19 protein-coding genes and 1 pseudogene are annotated in these 17350 nt (G+C 49.6%); 8 read left to right on the plus strand and 12 right to left on the minus strand.

Annotated features, from left to right (window positions below; all coding sequences use genetic code 11):
• Positions 1–60: 60 nt before the first annotated feature.
• The 10 genes from OGY13_RS23385 to OGY13_RS23430 form a co-directional block, all read right to left on the minus strand.
• Positions 61–699 carry a vWA domain-containing protein gene (locus OGY13_RS23385; protein WP_050875522.1) on the minus strand — a complete coding sequence of 213 codons (639 nt, stop codon included), beginning with the start codon at positions 697–699 and terminating at the stop codon, positions 61–63.
• The gene (locus OGY13_RS23390; RefSeq protein WP_075849286.1) at positions 699–1340 is read right to left on the minus strand and encodes a TerD family protein; all 642 of its coding nucleotides are present in this window, start codon (positions 1338–1340) and stop codon (positions 699–701) included. Before OGY13_RS23390 ends, OGY13_RS23385 begins: the two co-directional genes overlap by 1 nt.
• Before the next feature lie 22 nt (positions 1341–1362).
• The gene (locus OGY13_RS23395; RefSeq protein ID WP_075849288.1) at positions 1363–2001 is read right to left on the minus strand and encodes a vWA domain-containing protein; all 639 of its coding nucleotides are present in this window, start codon (positions 1999–2001) and stop codon (positions 1363–1365) included.
• 481 nt (positions 2002–2482) lie between these two features.
• The gene (locus OGY13_RS23400; RefSeq protein ID WP_182928528.1) at positions 2483–2950 is read right to left on the minus strand and encodes a tellurium resistance protein TerW; all 468 of its coding nucleotides are present in this window, start codon (positions 2948–2950) and stop codon (positions 2483–2485) included.
• Between the two features lie 17 nt (positions 2951–2967).
• The gene (locus OGY13_RS23405; RefSeq protein ID WP_075849292.1) at positions 2968–4176 is read right to left on the minus strand and encodes a DUF4236 domain-containing protein; all 1209 of its coding nucleotides are present in this window, start codon (positions 4174–4176) and stop codon (positions 2968–2970) included.
• 10 nt (positions 4177–4186) lie between these two features.
• On the minus strand, positions 4187–5143 hold the full coding sequence (locus OGY13_RS23410) for an HpcH/HpaI aldolase/citrate lyase family protein (RefSeq protein ID WP_075849294.1): 957 nt from the start codon (positions 5141–5143) through the stop codon (positions 4187–4189).
• A complete protein-coding gene (locus OGY13_RS23415; protein ID WP_182928529.1) occupies positions 5143–6222 on the minus strand; it encodes a cysteine protease StiP family protein in 1080 nt (359 codons plus the stop codon). The genes OGY13_RS23410 and OGY13_RS23415 overlap by 1 nt, the downstream gene beginning before the upstream one ends.
• Position 6223: 1 nt before the next feature.
• Positions 6224–6997: a hypothetical protein gene (locus tag OGY13_RS23420; RefSeq protein WP_075849298.1), complete on the minus strand. Its 774-nt coding sequence runs from the start codon at positions 6995–6997 to the stop codon at positions 6224–6226.
• Complete coding sequence (locus OGY13_RS23425) at positions 6990–8132, minus strand: phosphoribosyltransferase domain-containing protein (protein WP_075849300.1); 1143 nt, start codon at positions 8130–8132, stop codon at positions 6990–6992. Before OGY13_RS23425 ends, OGY13_RS23420 begins: the two co-directional genes overlap by 8 nt.
• A gap of 9 nt (positions 8133–8141) precedes the next feature.
• Entirely contained in the window at positions 8142–9200 is a 1059-nt protein-coding gene (locus OGY13_RS23430; protein ID WP_123651083.1) for an ATP-grasp domain-containing protein, read from the minus strand.
• Positions 9201–9518: 318 nt separating this feature from the next.
• On the opposite strand from OGY13_RS23430, the gene OGY13_RS23435 reads away from it, so the two are divergent.
• The 8 genes from OGY13_RS23435 to OGY13_RS23470 all read left to right on the plus strand — a co-directional run bounded on the left by OGY13_RS23435 (position 9519) and on the right by OGY13_RS23470 (position 16036).
• Positions 9519–10100, plus strand: a complete 582-nt coding sequence (locus OGY13_RS23435; RefSeq protein ID WP_075849304.1) for a TerD family protein — start codon at positions 9519–9521, stop codon at positions 10098–10100.
• On the plus strand, positions 10100–11257 hold the full coding sequence (locus tag OGY13_RS23440) for a TerD family protein (protein ID WP_075849306.1): 1158 nt from the start codon (positions 10100–10102) through the stop codon (positions 11255–11257). Before OGY13_RS23435 ends, OGY13_RS23440 begins: the two co-directional genes overlap by 1 nt.
• A gap of 22 nt (positions 11258–11279) precedes the next feature.
• The gene (locus tag OGY13_RS23445) at positions 11280–11735 is read left to right on the plus strand and encodes a tellurite resistance TerB family protein (protein ID WP_075849308.1); all 456 of its coding nucleotides are present in this window, start codon (positions 11280–11282) and stop codon (positions 11733–11735) included.
• A 22-nt stretch (positions 11736–11757) separates the two neighbouring features.
• Positions 11758–12798 carry a tellurium resistance membrane protein TerC gene (terC, locus tag OGY13_RS23450; RefSeq protein ID WP_075849310.1) on the plus strand — a complete coding sequence of 347 codons (1041 nt, stop codon included), beginning with the start codon at positions 11758–11760 and terminating at the stop codon, positions 12796–12798.
• A gap of 48 nt (positions 12799–12846) precedes the next feature.
• Positions 12847–13425 (plus strand): tellurium resistance membrane protein TerD, encoded by a 579-nt coding sequence (terD, locus tag OGY13_RS23455; RefSeq protein ID WP_075849312.1) that lies wholly within the window; start codon positions 12847–12849, stop codon positions 13423–13425.
• 69 nt (positions 13426–13494) lie between these two features.
• On the plus strand, positions 13495–14070 hold the full coding sequence (locus tag OGY13_RS23460; RefSeq protein WP_015062975.1) for a TerD family protein: 576 nt from the start codon (positions 13495–13497) through the stop codon (positions 14068–14070).
• A gap of 58 nt (positions 14071–14128) precedes the next feature.
• A complete protein-coding gene (locus OGY13_RS23465; RefSeq protein WP_123651082.1) occupies positions 14129–14779 on the plus strand; it encodes a hypothetical protein in 651 nt (216 codons plus the stop codon).
• Between the two features lie 15 nt (positions 14780–14794).
• Entirely contained in the window at positions 14795–16036 is a 1242-nt protein-coding gene (locus OGY13_RS23470; RefSeq protein ID WP_123651081.1) for a vWA domain-containing protein, read from the plus strand.
• A 147-nt stretch (positions 16037–16183) separates the two neighbouring features.
• On the opposite strand, the gene OGY13_RS23475 is transcribed toward OGY13_RS23470, so the two are convergent.
• Together OGY13_RS23475 and OGY13_RS23480 are read right to left on the minus strand one after the other, a co-directional pair.
• Complete coding sequence (locus OGY13_RS23475) at positions 16184–16864, minus strand: HAD-IB family phosphatase (RefSeq protein ID WP_050875561.1); 681 nt, start codon at positions 16862–16864, stop codon at positions 16184–16186.
• Positions 16865–17087: 223 nt separating this feature from the next.
• Positions 17088–17338 (minus strand): annotated as a pseudogene (locus OGY13_RS23480) (type I restriction-modification system subunit M N-terminal domain-containing protein); the annotation flags it as partial.
• Positions 17339–17350 lie beyond the last annotated feature (12 nt).

Consider the following 17350-nt stretch of genomic DNA (forward strand, 5'->3'; position numbering starts at 1 on the left):
CAGCAGAAAACGGTTCTGTACAGGAAGGCGCCGCCGGGTAAAGTAGCACCTTCCTGTCTGTCAGAGCACCAGCTGTATTTCTGGTGGAGGAGGTGGGAGGGTATCTGTTCCGGTATTGATCCCCGCGCTTGTGCTGCCGGAAGAAACGCTGGCCGAAACCCATTTAAAGAAACCTGCAAATGCGGTTGAATCGAGAGTCTCCAGAGACACAACCTTATCGGTGAGCTGTTTTAAGTGCTCGTGGCCTGCTTTAGGACCAACGGCGCAGGCAATGATGGAGCCGAATCCTCGCCCGCGAATAGCTTTTACTGCTTCACCGTACGCCAGGGCATCAGAAGGCGTACCATCAGTCATCAGGAATACCAGGGGACGCCAGTCTCCTTTTGTATCGCCATCCGAGCGACGCACATCACGGTTTACACACTGCATCAGACATTCAAGGGCAGCACCGGTGAACGTCCCGCCAGCGCTTGGCACTACGATGTCAGAAAACTGGAAGTCTTCCAGCGGCGTGAGAGGAATAAACTCACGTGCCTCATTGTCATAGGTGATAATGGAGACATGAACGCTTTCGAGGGCGTATGGATCCTGGCGGAGAGCGTTAAGCATCGCCTGAATTCCAACGTTAACGGAATGGATGGACTCACCGCGCATTGAGCCGGATGTGTCGATAACAAGGTAAACAGGCAGGCGACGCATCAGATGTAATTCCTCAGGTGTGATACAAACGAATCTGATTCTGAAGGCTCACCAATTGCCCTGAGTTTCCAGCCTGTAGGTTCGCGTATCAGCTCGGCAAAAACCATGGAACGTTGGCTGGCGAAGGCGGGTCCGCCAGAAAGATCGAATCGTGCCATTTCAATATTACGGGCATCAACTGCCCGGATGAAGGCATTCTGAACCTTGCCAAAGTGCTGCTGTAGTTTTTCTCCATTGTAGATCTGAACGATAAACACAATTTTCTCGTACTGAGCATCAAGGGAATTCAGGCGAACGATAATTTGCTCATCGTCACCATCACCGGCTCCAGTTCGGTTGTCGCCCGTCAGCCAGATATTGCCTGACTTATGGCGAAGGCTATTGAAAAAGATAATATCGCCATTCACCAGCGTAGGTTTACCATTTTCCACATTGCCGAGATCGGTCACTTTTCCGGCTGAATTACACAGGAAAGCGATCACATCAAGGTCGTATTCTTCTTCTTTCTTGCCAAAGATCCCACCAAGGAAACCTTTCTTTTCCTCATTAATATCCCAACCGAGGCCGATAGTAACGGACGAGAGATCGTATTCATTTTTTTTCAGGCTTACGCCCTGACCTTTGCTCAGACTGACAGACATAACATCCCCTTAATCAATAAAATTATAAAACCACATTCACTTCAGGTGGTGGTGGTGGCAAGTCTTCAAGACCGATTACTTCTTTTTTATTGGACTCAACTTTCTGACTGCCTACCGAAATGCTCGCACTTACCCATTTAAAGAAAGCTTTAATTGTCGAACTGTCAGCCGTATCCAGCTGAAGCACGATTTCAGTGATTTCTTTGAGAACGTTGGTATCAGCATCATGCCCGGCTGCACATGCCACAACAACGCCAGTTCTGGCCGCTTTAAACTCATTTAGACCTTTACGCCAGTCATCATTCGGACTCCCATCCGTCATCAGGAATACCAGGGGACGCCAGTCACCTTTTGTGTCAGCAGTCGTTTTCTGTACTTCAGTGGCAATGGCGCTGGCCGTGAGAGAAAGCGCTTCGCCAAGAGACGTGGTACCGCTGGCTGTTAGTGCTGGCAACTGGAAACTCAGGAGGTCTGTCAGGGGGACTGCCTGTCGGGCAGAAGAGTCAAAGGTGATAACTGATACAAAGGCCGTTTCAAGTGCATACGGATCCTGTTTCAGCGTGGTAAGCAGCGTCTGAACGCCGTTCTTGACCGCCTCGATAGGCTCTCCGTGCATAGAGCCGGACGTGTCGAGTAGCAGATATACGGGTAAGCGTCTCAAATGTAATTCCTTCTTAAGAGATCGGAAGAGGAAAGTAGTTTCAGGATGATGCTAGAGTTTGTTGATTTGATAAAACGGGACGGCATCAGTCGGGGGGGGGAGGGGGGTATATACTCAGGCGTTGGCTCAGAAGCCACTTTAGAGTAATTGGTTAACCACCATTTAATTACCGACATCTGAATGGCCTCTTATCAACAGAAAATAATTCAGACCGGACAGAAATATAAGGTTTCTGAAAAAACTCCGGCAAAAATAAACTGTCATGTGCATGAAAATCATCATACATCACAGATCTGCATGTATGGAGTGTAAATCGCGCAAAGATTGATGTGTAGCACAAGTGGCTGTCAAGACACCAGGTTTTGTAGGCAGAAAGGAGCAGTTGCCTTGCTGACAAGATATTCGACGAAAACTATGTCATATCAAGACAGATGTGAAAAATGAGACAACCGGGGTTTCCGCCCCGGTTTGAGATTTAGCGTCAGGACTTTTTTACGTTATATTCTTTTATCAGTTCGTCAACGGCGCGCAAAGCCAGTTTCTCAACCGCTTCACTTCGGGTGGTTCCACTGAGTGCTGCCAGGCGGTCAATTTTTCTTAAAATCCGCATTCGTAGTGATAATGACACGGACGTTTTTTTATCCTTGTCCAGAACGACCTTTCCTACAGACTCACTGGTTTTCAGTTCAGCATTCTGTGCGAGCGCTTCATTCATCCGGCGTAGGGCCTTTTTATCCAGTTGACCCGGATTAACGAGATGGTAGGAATGACCAGCCTTGCTGTATTTGATTTCCGCAGAATATGACTCGCGTAGCTCTTTTAGTGCCCGGGTTAACGTCGGCTCTGAGCATTCCAGACTGGTTATAATGTCGGCAGCGGAAACAGGCTTGCCGGTGCCCAGTAAGTTGGCAAGCTGAAAAATCCGGGCCTGTCTGGTATTTAATTGCATCGTTAGATTTAGCCTGCTTAAAGGGTTAGTGGTTCAATAGGCTGAAAAATGAATGTACTGCTCATCTTTCGAATAACCGTGAGATTGCCTAATGCTTCAACCGGATCAACGTGTTCTATGCCCTCAAAATTCACCGATGACATCTGGCTGCGAGTGCATTTGCAGGACAGAATATACTCATCCTCCAGGTAGCCGGTCCGCTTACTTACCCGTTGAGTAAAGCCTGACACAATCACGTTGTCGAACGGTAGCGTATGTAAAACGATACCGACCAGGCGGAACAAGCATCCATGAACGTGGCGGGCATAGTTTTCGCGTACGGTTTTTTGCGTCATGGCTTTTTCCGTCAGCTCCGTGCCCCGGGCATTGACGCCGTAAATCTTATCAGGGAAATCTTCAATCTCAGCTAAATCAACATCCAGCAGGACAGTCGATTGATCGGGTTTTACTTCAAATGCTACAAGCGTTTCACGCGGCCATTCAGTTTCTGCAAGCACTCCCGCCAGGTATGATTCAAAAAACGCGGCATCTGTCCGGAACTGTTGTCGGGCATCTGCCTGAGCCGTGGCGAGCCGTTTTTCATGTTCTTCAGCATCAAACTTCCAGTTTGCATACTGTTCGGCCCAGGCCGTCCGTTGTTGCTGGTATCGATGCTGTCGGAGGGTATTATCACGCTCCACATCAATCAGCTCCTGCTGCCACCGGCGAAGATTCTCGGCATGGCGCTCAGCCTTAGCTGATTCCGATTCAAACCATTTACCCAGAAAACTAATGCCTTCGTTCCCGGCAGGCTCTTCCGGCAATGAAAGGTATTCTGGCTTTTCAGGCCGAACTGGTGCCGGGACCTGAAAAGGCGACGCTCTGTTTTGCAGGTATACTGCCTCCAGTTCCGTCCGGCTGATGCCTGTTTTTGGGTCTGGCGTCAGTTCATGAATATTACGGATTGCGGTCACAGCTGACATGAGTTCAGCTGCTTCCTGCTCAAGAGATTGTCTGAGCCCCGGGTCGGTTGCCGACCGGTTCCTTCCTCCGGAACGCGCTGCCCGGTCAAGTCGGGTACGGTAACTCAGCCCGGTACCGGGCAAGCCCAGATTGGCATAGGTCCCCCGGCTACCAAAAGAAACGGAAGCACCTCTCGGCCCGACGCTCAGGCTCGGTGTTCCGTTACTCAGGTTGAGGCGAACACCCGGAATAATATTGATCGATTTTCTGAACCTGAACCCCATTATGATTTCCTTAATGATGCTGGGTCACGGTAAGTAATCTGATTCCATCAGCGCTTTGCTCATTCTGTAATCCGTAAAAACGAGCTCTGTCCAGAATATCCGCCGCCCAGCGGCGATGTGTAGCGGGTTCACACATTGCTCCCTGCGACTTAAACACAGCCTGGGTAGAGTTCAGGATCCGCAGAGCGTCAGAGTGCTCACCTTGGGTGACCATCAGCGCGTTTTGAATGACCTCTATCTGACGCGGATGAATGGCTGTTTTACCCACGAGCCCATGCGCCATATCAAGAGCCAACTCTCTGGCCATAACGGCATGATCGTCAATATGCTCACACACGGGTGCGGTCAGGGCAAAATCACGCGGCCCGAAGACCGAAACGAGCATTTTGATGACGTAACCCATCGGGCTGTCATACAGCGTCAGATCCCGGGGACGGCGAAGCGACACAACGTTCATAAGATCGTTGCCGCCGATTCGGAGTGCAATAATGCGTTCGTGGCAGGGATGTTCCATGAGGCGGGTGGCCAGCACGCGCATCTGAACCACGTCAAAGACGTCTTCTGTTTCCAGTGTTGGCATCATGCACAGGTGAGTCCCGCCCATGATATCCCACCATTCAGTTAACGAACTGAGGGTAAATTTAGGCAACACAAATCCATCGACAGCAGAAAGATCATAATGCTCTTTTAACCATTTGCCCATTTCGGCATGCCGGGGACGAATAAACACCAGAGGCCAGTCATTTTTACCCCGGCTACGCATGCTGTTACTGAGCTCGTGCAGCAACTGCTCAAGGTTTTTGAGGGCAACGGGGATGTCTGCTTCACTGACAGCATCCTCAAGGCAAATGACCAGAGATCGTAAGCCTGGGATTTTCCCGTGCAGAACGGCATCAGCAATATTTTCCCGGGTTGCAGGCATGTATAGCGTTGCCCCCAGATTCCAGGGAGAAAGACGATTTTTCATCAGTGTACCTTCTTGATAATGGTTACAGCCCGATACTGGCCGAGGGTTCCCCCCATTTCTGTAACAACTATTCCCTTTTCACGAGCAAGCCCTACAAGCAGTGCAACGTCCGGGTCATCAATTGAACGCACAAAAACATGATCCGGTACCCGACGTAAAACGGCCCGGGTTGCTTCAGCAATGCCTGGCTTAATACGATTGACGCTGTCCACTTTAAATTCATCGGCCAGGAACGCGATAACGTCACGACTCGTCTGCCATAAGGCCCGGGCTGATTCCATATTCCAGTTCAGAGGTGCGAGGGATGACGGTGCTAACTTCTTACGGAAATGAGCGATGGTATCAACAAGCATACGGCTGCATTCGTATTCGCTGAGATGCTCGCAAACCATGCAACCATGTAACCCTTCGGAGGACCATACTGATCGGGAGATCAAGCCTGACACCGGCGCACCCATGATGCCAAAAGGGATGAGCCAGTCGTCATCACTGGCAGCAAGCCAGGAGCAGCCACAGGGATCCGCCAGGACAACCAGTCGCGGCTGCTCAGGATAGCCTGGGCGATCTTTCAGTGCGCGTACAAGTTCTCCGGTAATTGCACCTTTACCTGTCCATCCGTCAACAAAAACAATACCGCTGGTACCATGTCGCTCTTCAATGACGTCGAGTGCTGTACTGTCAATTCCGCGATCCCGGATGATGCTGATGCCGTAATGCCATGAGGTTTTCCCCATATCACGCAGGGCCTGGTGCAGCATAACGCCGAGGGGCACGCCAGCCCTGACAAGACTGGCCAGAACGATGGGCTCATCACCGAAGCGTTCGGCCAGAGCAATAGCGAGCTGCGTGACTTCTTTTGCAAGCCTGTCTGCACCCCGATCCAGCGCCCGGTGAAACAAATCAAGATGCCATTTTGTTGGCGCTGGCTCCTTGCTGAGCATGTCCGAATAATGTTTCTTTCCGGACTGAATCAGCTCTTCTTTTTGCTCAACCGGCGTCATCTCAATGACTACCGGCTTTAGCAGAAACTCCACGTCACCGGGCTGGTATGAGCCAGCGAATGTTTCATGTAGCTGCATTTTATTCTTCTCCAAAAATTCGCTGTGAAATGGCCTCTGCAAACTGACTCTGTCGCGGAAGGCCAAACCAGCTGCACAGTTTCATAAAACGGTGATCGCTCAGGCTGTCACCCAGACCTATTACGGGGAAAACCCCTCGCTCAGCGCGAAGCTTTTCGAGCAGCCAGCTGACAGCTCGCCCCTTCTCAACCGGCGTGGGGAGCCAGGCTACGTTATTACTGTTTCGATGGATGTAGAAACCTTCCGTTGAGAACACCTTTTCAATTTCATCAGCAATAGCAGTGAGCTCATCGAGGCGTGTGCTGTCCCGGTGTTTCATGACCATATAAACCGGAGTTTCATCATATTCATAGTTAAGCCTTGCCCAGGCCTTGATACCCTTTGCGTCCATCATTTCAGTGATCAGACGTTGCATAGACTCTAACCTTTCCTGGTAGGGCGCTAACTGGTCGAGCATAAGGGCCTTCCATTCCTCGTTGGGCGTTCCCTCTGGCGTTAGAATGACGGCCCCGTGCGTTGTGATTGCCCAGGAGCGGAAAGGGATCCTGACGCGGCTTATTTCTTCAGTTCCCCGTGCGGTAACAGGAATGAGCTCAGCCTGCTCAAGGAGCCAGTCCACCAGCATGGACTGTTCTTCTGTCATAAAACTTCGTGGATTCAGGGTGCGATCAACGGCACCGGTACGAAATGGTTCCAGGGCCAGCTCGTCTACCATTTTACGACGGGTCTGAAACAGCGTGTCGTCAAGGTCGCTCAGAACAACGGGTTTATTCATAGGTAACAATCTCAACGACGGGGGCAACATCAGCCAGCGCGTTCATAAGCTGACTATCAATACTTTCTGCGGAAGTCTCAGTACAAACAAGAATACGGTCAAACTGCTGGTGGGCTACGTTATAGACAAAATTGGGGATGCCCAGCCCGTAGTTATCAGTAAATGAAATCGCGGACTCAATGGCATAACCAACAGCGATAGGGGAGCGGGTGGTCGAGCCGTAAAATGCCTGTGCCCCGGCAGCTTCGAGCCGTTCAGCGAGCAGGAACGGTTCCCAGACGAATTCCCCGGTCCCGAGAACCAGAATACGTTCTCCCCGGCGGACTGATACCCCATGACCGAGATCGGCCGCTGGTGCGAGCATCCCCAGTCGCCCCCAGGACTGTTTTCCCTGAATGTCCCATTCTCCGCGCGAAGTTACGTTGACCTTCGGCATGTCTGGCACAGGTGCATCAGGTAATGGGGTCCATCCCCACCGACCGCTTACAAGAGAAACTGAACGGACAGGCAAGGGGCTACGCTCCGGCAGGGCATTGCTACTCCAGTCGGTAAGTGTTACGGCGATAACCTGTTCGATATGTTGGAGTTTGCCGGTATTACGCAGGGCAGAAAGCAAGTTAACAAAGGTATTACCGGTCGTTGCTTCGTCATCAATCAAAACCAGCGTTCGCGCATCGGTAACCCGGCGTCTTTTCTCTTCATCATCTGGCAGAAAAATCAGATGATCGGTGGCATGGCTGTGTTCTTCCTTGAACTCGCAAAGCAACGAGCCATCAACCGGGTGCCGGGTAGACGTCAGATAGACAGATTCATGATGCTGATGGCGTACTTCATCAAACACACCTGCACCAAGCCCAACGGCCGTTTCAGCCATGCCGATGAACAGCACGGGCCCTGCCAGTGTTGATGGAAACTGGTTGGCAAGCTGCCTGTAGGCCTGCCGCATGACTGAGGGTGGAACGGGAATATGCCTGCCGAGAACTTTGCTGACAAACAGAAAGGCCCGTTTCGGGTTGCGTCTTTCAGCGATATCAAACAGGTCATCGAGCGGGATTTCACCCCGGTCCCGGGTAACCTGGATAGTGCCGCTTGAGAGTTTACGGCGATAAATCATATCTTCGAGGGATTCAGACATAAATTCGCCTTAATTCAGTCGGTTAGAGAGTAATTCCGGGTATGCGATTACATCCGTGATGGATCTGACTGCAACCGGAGAAAAGGTGTTTGTAGCGCTCTGGATCACCGCATCTTTAGACATCAGACCAAGCTTAAAGGCAGCAAACAGCCCGGGAAGGTTTACCCCGCTGTGAAGCGTGTAACCGACCCCTCCTGACGGACGCATGTTTGTTTCAAGTAGCACTGCGTTGCCATGTACATCGTTTCGCGTCTGAACATTCACCAGCCCGTCCGCTTTCATAATTCGGGCACAGGCGCACGCCAGCTCCCAGGCGCATCCTTCGTTCACCAGATACTGGATAGCCCCCTCTTTACGACGCCCCACAGCTGCGAGAATTTCACCTTTAGCTGCGAGGATATCAACGGAAAATTCCGGGCCTGGCAGGTATGGCATCAAAACAAGGGGTTTAAACGACTCAGAGGCCGATGCTGCTGCAATATACTGTTGCGGACTGACCAGGCGATGTTCTGGATGATTAAAGACGGCCATGGGCGATGCACTGTCATCAAAGCGCCAGAATCCCATGCCATAAATACCCGTCACCGGCTTCACGCATACCGGACTGTCAGAAAACGGTGGGGCCACGAGGTGCGCCTTTAATTCAGCAAGGGTATTCACGCGCCAGGAGGGCACGACCGGGAGGCCGTTTTGCTCCATGAACTGAGCAAAAGTAACTTTTTCGTCTGCCAGGGTAAGCCAGTCGGCTCCGGTTGCACCGGTAGTAAGGGTGGCACCTGTCGACTCAATGGCTGTGCGGTGTTCCTCAAACCACTGGGTATTACGGCCCGTGTGAATATGGTGGATGCCATGGTTCTGGATGGTTTCCTGAATAAACTGAAGGCGTTTTTGCGGGTCTTCAGGTTCAGTCAACGAATAATCGGCAACGGAAAGAATTTCATTTCTTTCGTTACGGTGGGAGGCAAAAACGGTAATTCCAAAGTTATTTTTTTGTGCAAATGACTTTACCCCCTGAATAATATCTCGTTGTGAGGACAAGCCTTCCATAAACCAAATTTTTTTGTTCATAGTTTTTTATTATCCAGAACGCCATGCAGTATTGTGATTGAGAAATGAGTCTATGGGTGACCTTGCTACATGTCAATCATAATATGATTTATCAATCTTCTAAAAATTGAGTGTTGAGATTTTACTTAATTTTTCATAATGTTGAATTTAAAGGTTTTTATTTGATTAAAACAAGGATTGGAGCATCTTTTATTCGTGTTTTTTCAGAAACCTACCAAAATTTCCCTTGTCAGTGAACTTCATCATGATATGATTTTTTCGTCAGTTAATAAACATACCTTTGATTGTCTCGGTCATTACCATTTTAAGGAATAATATATGGTTTCATTAAGTAAGAACCAGACGGTATCACTCAGCAAACAATCTTCTGCGTTAAGCCAGCTTCAATTCGGTCTCGGTTGGGATCCGATTAAGAAAAAAGGTTTTCTTGGCGGATTGTTAGGTGGCAACGGCTCAATCGATCTCGATGCTGGCTGCGTATTAATGGACAGCACCGGTAAAAAAATTGACACCATCTGGTTCCGCAAACTGAAATCCACCTGCGGCTCTGTGGTGCACAGTGGCGATAATCTGACTGGTGAGGGTGATGGCGATGATGAAGTGATTAATGTCACCCTGTCCCGCTTGCCTGCAAATGCTGAATACCTGGCGTTTACGGTTAACAGCTTCCGTGGTCAGTCGTTCAATGACGTCGAAAATGCCTTCTGCCGTGTGGTCGATCAAACCGGCAAAGAGCTGGCTAACTACAAGCTGACTGAGCAGGGCTCACATACCGGGATCGTTATTGCTTCGCTGCGTCGTAATAACGGCAACTGGGACTTTACTGCCCTTGGCCATGCCTGTCGCGGCCGCACAATCGACGATATGCACTCCGATATCGTTTCAGTGGTAATCCGCTAATGAATCTGACGCCGGGGGGCAATGCCCCCGTTCCAGCCCAGGAATTGCGGGTCCGGATCACCTCGGGTGGCCAGGTGGATGCTTCTGCGTTTCGACTGTTCGCAGACGGGAAGGTGCAGGGTGATGCGGACATGGTGTTCTATGGCCAGCCACGTAACGATGATGGTACCGTCAGCCTGGTCAGTGAAGGCCAGTACTCAACGTTTACTGTCGCGCTCAACCGGCTGAAATCTGATGTTCAGAAAATTGCGTTCACCGTGACCTGTGATGGTGGGCAGACGGTATCTGGTCTTCGTAATCTTTCCATCGACGTGGAGCAGGGGGCTACCGGCCTGGTTAGCGGCATTGTCGACCTGAGCGGCCGTCAGGAAGCAGCCTTAATTCTGGGTGAATTTTACCGTCGTAATAATGACTGGAAATTTCGCTTTGTTGCGCAAGGGTTCAACGGTGGACTCAAACCACTGGCAGAACATTTCGGCGTAAATATTGCCGATGATCCAGCCCCCGCAGCCCCGACTCCGCCAGTTGCAACCCCTCCACCCGCTGAGACAAAAATCAGCCTGAGTAAGGTATCTCTGACAAAAGAGAAGCCTGCAATCAGCCTGACCAAGCGGGATAACTTCGGTGAAATCCGGATTAATCTGAACTGGCACCGGGGTAGCAGTAAATCCGGGCTTGCAGGCATGTTCGGCTCCAAAGGAATCGACCTGGACCTGGGGGCGTTTGTTGAGCTTCAGGATGGTTATAAGTCGGTCATTCAGGCGTTGGGTAATGCTTTCGGTGATTATCGTGATGAGCCTTATGTTCAGCTCAAGGGCGATGATCGTACGGGGGATGTGTCAGACGGCGAGTGGCTGCATATCAATGGCCGTGAATGGAAGCATATCCGTGAAGTGCTGATTTACGCTTTTATCTACGAAGGAGTTCCCAGCTGGGATAAGACAGATGGTGTGGTCACCATTCACGTTCCGGATCAGCCCCCGATTGAGACCCGCCTGACAGAAGGTGAAAACCGTCGCACATTGTGCGCCATTGCCAGACTCGTAAACGAAAACGGCGCGATTAAGGTCGAGCGTATCAACCAGTACTTCAAAGGCCAGGACGAAATGGACCGGGCATTTGGCTGGGGATTTCGCTGGAGCGCCGGTTCTAAATAACACAGCAACAAAGGAAGCAAGTATGAGTTTTTTCGACAAAGTTAAAGGTGCCATTAACTCCGGCCGGGACGAACTGACCCGCCAGGTTGGCTGTTTCAAAAACAAAAAATTTATGCAGGGCACCGTTGCTGTCTGCGCCCGTATTGCCGTATCCAGTGACGGCGTGAGCTCAGAAGAAAAGCAGAAAATGATGGGCTTTCTGCGCTCTTCAGAAGAGCTGAAGGTCTTCGATACCAATGAGGTGATCGAGTTTTTCAATAAACTGGTTTCAAGCTTCGATTTCGATGTGGAAATCGGCAAGGGCGAAACAATGAAATACATCCTGGCGCTGAAGGATCAGCCTGAGGCCGCTCAGCTGGCCTTACGTGTTGGTATTGCTGTTGCGAAGAGCGACGGTAACTTCGATCAGGATGAGAAACTGGCCTCCCGCGAGATCGCTATCGCGTTGGGCTTCGACCCGGCTGAATTTGGCCTCTGATCTACATCCCTAAGGGTAAAATATGGTTTCAACACACATCGGCTTCCCGACTGAAACGGTCATTGTTTTCATTGCACTTTCAGTCGGTGCCATCTTTATTGACCTGTTTATGCACCGTGATGATAAGCCCATCTCCCTGAAGAGTGCGGCACTCTGGTCCGTATTCTGGGTTGTGGTTGCGATGGCATTTGCCGGTTTCCTCTACATCCACCACGGTGCTGAGGTTGCCAGCCTGTTTGTTACGGGTTATGCGCTGGAGAAAGTGCTGTCGGTTGACAACCTGTTTGTCATGATGGCCATTTTCTCCTGGTTCGCCGTACCGGATCGTTATCGCCATCGCGTTCTGTACTGGGGGATCATTGGTGCCATTGTCTTCAGGGGCATTTTTGTCGCCATCGGTACGAGCCTGCTGAGCCTGGGGCCGTACGTTGAAGTCATCTTTGCTATCATCGTTGCCTGGACGGCGGTCATGATGCTTAAAAGTGGTGATGATGATGATGAAATTGAGGATTATTCTCAGCATCTGGCTTACCGCATGGTTAAACGCTTCTTCCCCATCTGGCCGAAGCTCAGAGGTCATGCTTTCCTGCTTAATCAGAAGGAAGTGGATGCCGAGCTGGCGAAGCCAGAAAACAGCGATGTGACCATTGGCCGTGGTAAAAAGGCGGCGCTGTATGCCACTCCGCTGTTCCTGTGTGTGGCCGTGGTTGAACTTTCGGATGTTATGTTTGCGTTTGACTCGGTACCGGCAATTATTGCCGTCAGCCGTGAACCGCTAATCGTCTATAGTGCCATGATGTTTGCTATCCTGGGCCTGCGTACCCTGTACTTTGTCCTTGAGGCATTGAAACAGTATCTGGTTCATCTGGAGAAGGCCGTTATCGTGCTGCTGTTCTTCATTGCGGCAAAACTTGGGCTGAATGCGACCGATCACATCTGGCATCATGGTTACAGCATCGCGGCCACAACCAGCCTGTATGTTGTATTGGGTGTTCTGGCGCTGGGTATCATTGCAAGCGTCATGTTCCCGGGCAAACCTGAATCTGAGGAAAAGGGGAGCTAATCCCCTTAAGTGTTAACCTAAACAATTACTAATCGAAGAGGTTATTTTATGAGTGTTTCTCTTTCAAAAGGCGGGAACGTCTCCCTGAGTAAAGCAGCTCCTACAATGAAAAACGTCCTGGTGGGCCTTGGCTGGGATGCGCGTTCAACTGACGGTCAGGACTTTGACCTTGATGCATCAGCATTCCTGCTGGCCGCTAACGGTAAAGTCCGGGGTGACGCTGATTTCATTTTCTACAACAACCTGACGTCTTCTGATGGTTCCGTAACGCATACTGGTGATAACCGTACCGGTGAAGGTGATGGTGATGATGAGTCGCTGAAAATTAAACTGGACGCCGTCCCCTCTGATGTTGACAAGGTTATCTTCGTTGTGACGATCCATGATGCTCAGGCTCGTCGCCAGAGTTTTGGTCAGGTATCGGGTGCATTTATTCGTCTGGTCAATGACGATAACCAGACTGAAGTCGCTCGCTATGATTTGACCGAAGATGCATCGACTGAAACCGCCATGCTGTTTGGCGAGCTGTATCGCAACAACAGTGAGTGGAAATTCCGCGCAGTCGGCCAGGGTTATGCTGGTGGTCTGGCATCTGTTTGTGCTCAGTACGGCATTAACGCGTCCTGATCGAAAAGTTACTTTTCTTATCCTGGGCTGTTTATTCAGCCCTAATTCAACTGTTTGCAGGAGCTTAAAATGGCAGTTTCTCTCGTAAAAGGCGGCAACGTATCTCTGACCAAAGAAGCACCAACCATGAATGTCGCTATGGTTGGCCTGGGCTGGGATGCCCGTGTAACCGACGGTCAGGGTTTTGACCTGGACGCTTCCGTATTTGCAGTAGGCGAAGACGGTAAAGTGCTGTCAGATGCCCATTTCATTTTCTTCAATAACAAAACCAGTCCTGATGGCGCAGTAGAGCACCAGGGTGACAACCGTACCGGTGAAGGCGACGGCGACGATGAGCAGGTCAAAATCGATCTGACCAAAGTCTCAGCAGACATCAAAAAACTGGTGTTTGCCGTTACCATCTATGATGCAGAAGCGCGTAAACAAAACTTCGGCATGGTGAGTAACAGCTTCATGCGCGTGTACAACAACGACAACGGCGCGGAAATTGCTCGTTTCGATCTGTCTGAAGACGCTTCAACCGAAACCGCAATGGTCTTTGGCGAACTGTACCGCCATGGCGCTGAATGGAAGTTTAAAGCTGTCGGTCAGGGCTTTGCTGGCGGGTTATCTGCACTGGCAACCCAGCACGGCGTGAATATTTAATAATAAAAATAAACTCAACCCCGGTGCTGTCACCGGGGTTTTTTATAGGTGTTAGCACATGGCAAAGAAAAAAGATGATGGTTCAGCTGTAATGCTACTTTTTGTTGTGGCTTTTTTTGTGTTTCTACCGTTCCTGATATTCGGGATATTTTTCTACCGGAAACTAAAAAGAAAATATTCAGCAATCCCTAACATTCAGCGTGTATATGATATTGGCGTCCTGTTTAAAACATTGGGTGCCTCCATCGTTGTTATTGTGGTTTCAGCAGTGCTCGTTCTACAATTTTGTGGGCTTCTTGCGAAAAATTTATCCCCGGAAACATCACGTAATATTGCAGGAGTTATATTAGTTCTCTATCCGATTGTAATGATCTGGCCGATGAAAAAAATGGCAGAACGCATCGCCATCGAATATTTCGGCATAATTTTTAACGACAATGACAGGACGATGATTCTTCCTGCTGATATAGGTAATATGGGATTGGGTGACCGGCTTCGCCTCAAGTTTCTGAGCAGAATGGGCGAGCAGGACAGCATTGAGATTCGAAAAATATCGAATATCACACGCGAGAAAGGTGTCAACTTCTATATTCATGGTGATTTTGGATCCCGACGCATCAACTTTTCGAACAAGCAAAAGCGCGATGAGTGTATTTCAGCACTTCAGGCCAGAACCCGGGTAAAGGGTGGCAGAGACTACGGTTACTAAACAAGGAACAGAGTCATGCAATTACAGTCAGGTCAAAATATCCTTCTATCTTCATCATCAGTCACTCTTAATCTGCGATACCCGGTACGTCCCGGTTTTAACGGCGAACCCGACACCTGCGTTTTCATGCTCAACGCACAAGGTAAGGTGAGCGGTGATAACGATTTCATCTTTTTCAATAACCTGAGTTCACCGGAGGGGGCTTTAAAACTGACGGCAGGGACGCAGCAATCAAGCGTACATATTGAACTTAACCGCGTTTCCTCGGCTGTTCAGAAAATCGCCATAACCCTCGTGATCGACGGAAGCGATACTATTACAGGCTTGCAGAATCTGAATTTGCAGGCCTCCGGTATCGCATCGTTTGATCCCGAAACAGCAGGGCGCAGCGAGAAAGCTATTATCGTGGCGGAGGTGTATCGCCATAACGGCAGCTGGAAGCTACGGGCACTTGGCCTCGGTTTCAATGGTGGGCTTGAGCCCCTGGCGATGAGTTATGGTGTTGATGTCGCACAGACAGCTCCGCAGCCAGCACAACCTGCTCGTATCAGTCTGGAAAAGAAACTCGAAACAAAATCTCCGCGACTTGTAAGTCTCGCTAAAAAGGCCTCAGTCAGCCTCACTAAAAATAAGCTGGACACCCTGGAGGCAGCAGTTGCGTTTGTTCTTGACGCGTCCGGTTCAATGAGTGGCCAGTTCAGTAAGGGCAACGTTCAGTCCGTGCTGGATCGCATAGCCGTCCTTGCTGCCCAGTTCGATGACGATGGCGAGATGGATGTCTGGGGGTTTGGAGAGAAGCATAAGAAGTATCCAAACGTCACTCTGGATAACCTTGACGATTACATTCAGACCATTCGTGGCTCCGGAAAGCGTTCAGCCTGGGAAAATTTGCCGGGGCTTGGTGGTACTAACAATGAACCACCGGTAATGGAAGAAATTGTCGACTACTTCAAAGACTCAAAAATCCCGGTTTACATAGTGTTTATTACCGATGGCGGGATAAGCAAAACCGGAGCAATTAAGAATGCTATCCGGCGCTCAGCCAACTTCCCGATCTTCTGGAAATTTGTCGGCCTCGGTGGGTCTAGCTACGGAATCCTGAAAAACCTGGATGATTTTACAGACCGCCGCGTTGATAACACCCATTTCTTTGCAATGGATGACTTCGGCTCTATCAGCGATGAAAAATTATACGATAACTTACTGGAAGAATTTAGACCGTGGATAGATGAAACAAAAAGGTTAAATATCCTTTAGCTTGCTTCCGGATAAGCTTAATTAGAGGGCTCTGGCGAGAGACCCAGCTGGCTGGGTCTTAAAGGTATCAACGGTCAACCACTGGTCATGGAGGAAACTGTGAAAGCTAACCCGGTCTATTCTTTAAAACGTTCATGTGGTGCGATTTTAGACCCTGAACGACTCCTTTTTTAAGCGGTGTATAAAAGCTTTTTTTCTGTCCCAACGAGGATGGAAGTGCCGCCAGTGGGCATCTTTGGCGGCTGCCAGCAATTCATAATCGCCTCGAGTGTCCCCCCAGGCTCTAAGATGATACTGATCTAATGGTCCGTAAATAGACTCCAGCCGGTTAATTTTCTGTATGCAACGACAATTGTGCCCTGTAATGCGCCCGGTCAGGATACCATTAACGCTTTCCAGCTCTGTACCGATGAGCTTGATCCCCAGTCGTTCAGCAAACGGAGCAAGTACAAGCCTCGGTGAGGCTGAGCAGAGTGTCACCTCAACATTGTTAGACACTTCTGATGCCACAGCCAATAGGCCTGATGCTCTCATCAGACGCCCCCAATAAATGTTGCAATAGGCTTCAGCTTTCTCCTTGACCCACTTTTCCTCGATACCAGTGAGAAACGTTGATATCAAAATTTCTTTGAGTTCATCACGAGTTAGTTTGCGACTCAAACACCGCAGGGTAGGAAGAGCGAGTTTAACCAACCGGCGGGTGAAGACACTGTTACCGAAGGCAAAGCGCAAAAAGGGGATAAAGCTGTCATGTCGGGTAAGCGTTCCATCAAAGTCGAAAACGGAAAGAACCTTTATTTCTGCACGAAATGAATTATCCACAAGCAGCCCTTTTTGAATTAGAAAGGTTTTGCATATTTTATCATCTGAAGATGGCAACTGAAAGCATGCCAGAATTGGATTGGACCATGAGAGGATCACAGTCTTACACAGCTTATTGTTATCAATAATGTAGTGTAGTGGTTTACTATATTTTGCACATGGCTGACGTTCAGATCACTTATCTAAGAATACATTCTACGCAATGCTTTTTCTCCACGGCATCACTTTAGATGAAATAACGCTTGGTTTTGATTGAATCTTCTTTAATGTCATCAGTGATAATGCTGTCGTCGAGCGCAGCATAGTGGACACTATCGTCACCGGCTTCGATGTAATTAGAGAAGTTTTCACTGATAAAGCGGTAAAAAAGCGCACGAGAATATACTGTTTAAAATTCCACCCATCTACTGAGCCTCTGACATCGTTGGCAATGGCCCTGATTTGACGATGTAGTTCTGCACACTGTTGAAGGCTTGTCATTTTTTATCCTGT

The sequence above is a fragment of the Citrobacter sp. Cpo045 genome (genome assembly GCF_030332875.1).
Taxonomy (GTDB): domain Bacteria; phylum Pseudomonadota; class Gammaproteobacteria; order Enterobacterales; family Enterobacteriaceae; genus Citrobacter; species Citrobacter portucalensis.

Coding starts and splice junctions, on each gene's coding strand:
- OGY13_RS23385 (WP_050875522.1), bottom strand. CDS start 699: ATGCGTCGCCTGCCTGTTTACCTTGTTATCGACACATCCGGCTCAATG.
- OGY13_RS23390 (WP_075849286.1), bottom strand. CDS start 1,340: ATGTCTGTCAGTCTGAGCAAAGGTCAGGGCGTAAGCCTGAAAAAAAAT.
- OGY13_RS23400 (WP_182928528.1), bottom strand. CDS start 2,950: ATGCAATTAAATACCAGACAGGCCCGGATTTTTCAGCTTGCCAACTTA.
- OGY13_RS23405 (WP_075849292.1), bottom strand. CDS start 4,176: ATGGGGTTCAGGTTCAGAAAATCGATCAATATTATTCCGGGTGTTCGC.
- OGY13_RS23410 (WP_075849294.1), bottom strand. CDS start 5,143: ATGAAAAATCGTCTTTCTCCCTGGAATCTGGGGGCAACGCTATACATG.
- OGY13_RS23415 (WP_182928529.1), bottom strand. CDS start 6,222: ATGCAGCTACATGAAACATTCGCTGGCTCATACCAGCCCGGTGACGTG.
- OGY13_RS23420 (WP_075849298.1), bottom strand. CDS start 6,997: ATGAATAAACCCGTTGTTCTGAGCGACCTTGACGACACGCTGTTTCAG.
- OGY13_RS23425 (WP_075849300.1), bottom strand. CDS start 8,132: ATGTCTGAATCCCTCGAAGATATGATTTATCGCCGTAAACTCTCAAGC.
- OGY13_RS23430 (WP_123651083.1), bottom strand. CDS start 9,200: ATGAACAAAAAAATTTGGTTTATGGAAGGCTTGTCCTCACAACGAGAT.
- OGY13_RS23435 (WP_075849304.1), top strand. CDS start 9,519: ATGGTTTCATTAAGTAAGAACCAGACGGTATCACTCAGCAAACAATCT.
- OGY13_RS23440 (WP_075849306.1), top strand. CDS start 10,100: ATGAATCTGACGCCGGGGGGCAATGCCCCCGTTCCAGCCCAGGAATTG.
- OGY13_RS23445 (WP_075849308.1), top strand. CDS start 11,280: ATGAGTTTTTTCGACAAAGTTAAAGGTGCCATTAACTCCGGCCGGGAC.
- terC (WP_075849310.1), top strand. CDS start 11,758: ATGGTTTCAACACACATCGGCTTCCCGACTGAAACGGTCATTGTTTTC.
- terD (WP_075849312.1), top strand. CDS start 12,847: ATGAGTGTTTCTCTTTCAAAAGGCGGGAACGTCTCCCTGAGTAAAGCA.
- OGY13_RS23460 (WP_015062975.1), top strand. CDS start 13,495: ATGGCAGTTTCTCTCGTAAAAGGCGGCAACGTATCTCTGACCAAAGAA.
- OGY13_RS23465 (WP_123651082.1), top strand. CDS start 14,129: ATGGCAAAGAAAAAAGATGATGGTTCAGCTGTAATGCTACTTTTTGTT.
- OGY13_RS23470 (WP_123651081.1), top strand. CDS start 14,795: ATGCAATTACAGTCAGGTCAAAATATCCTTCTATCTTCATCATCAGTC.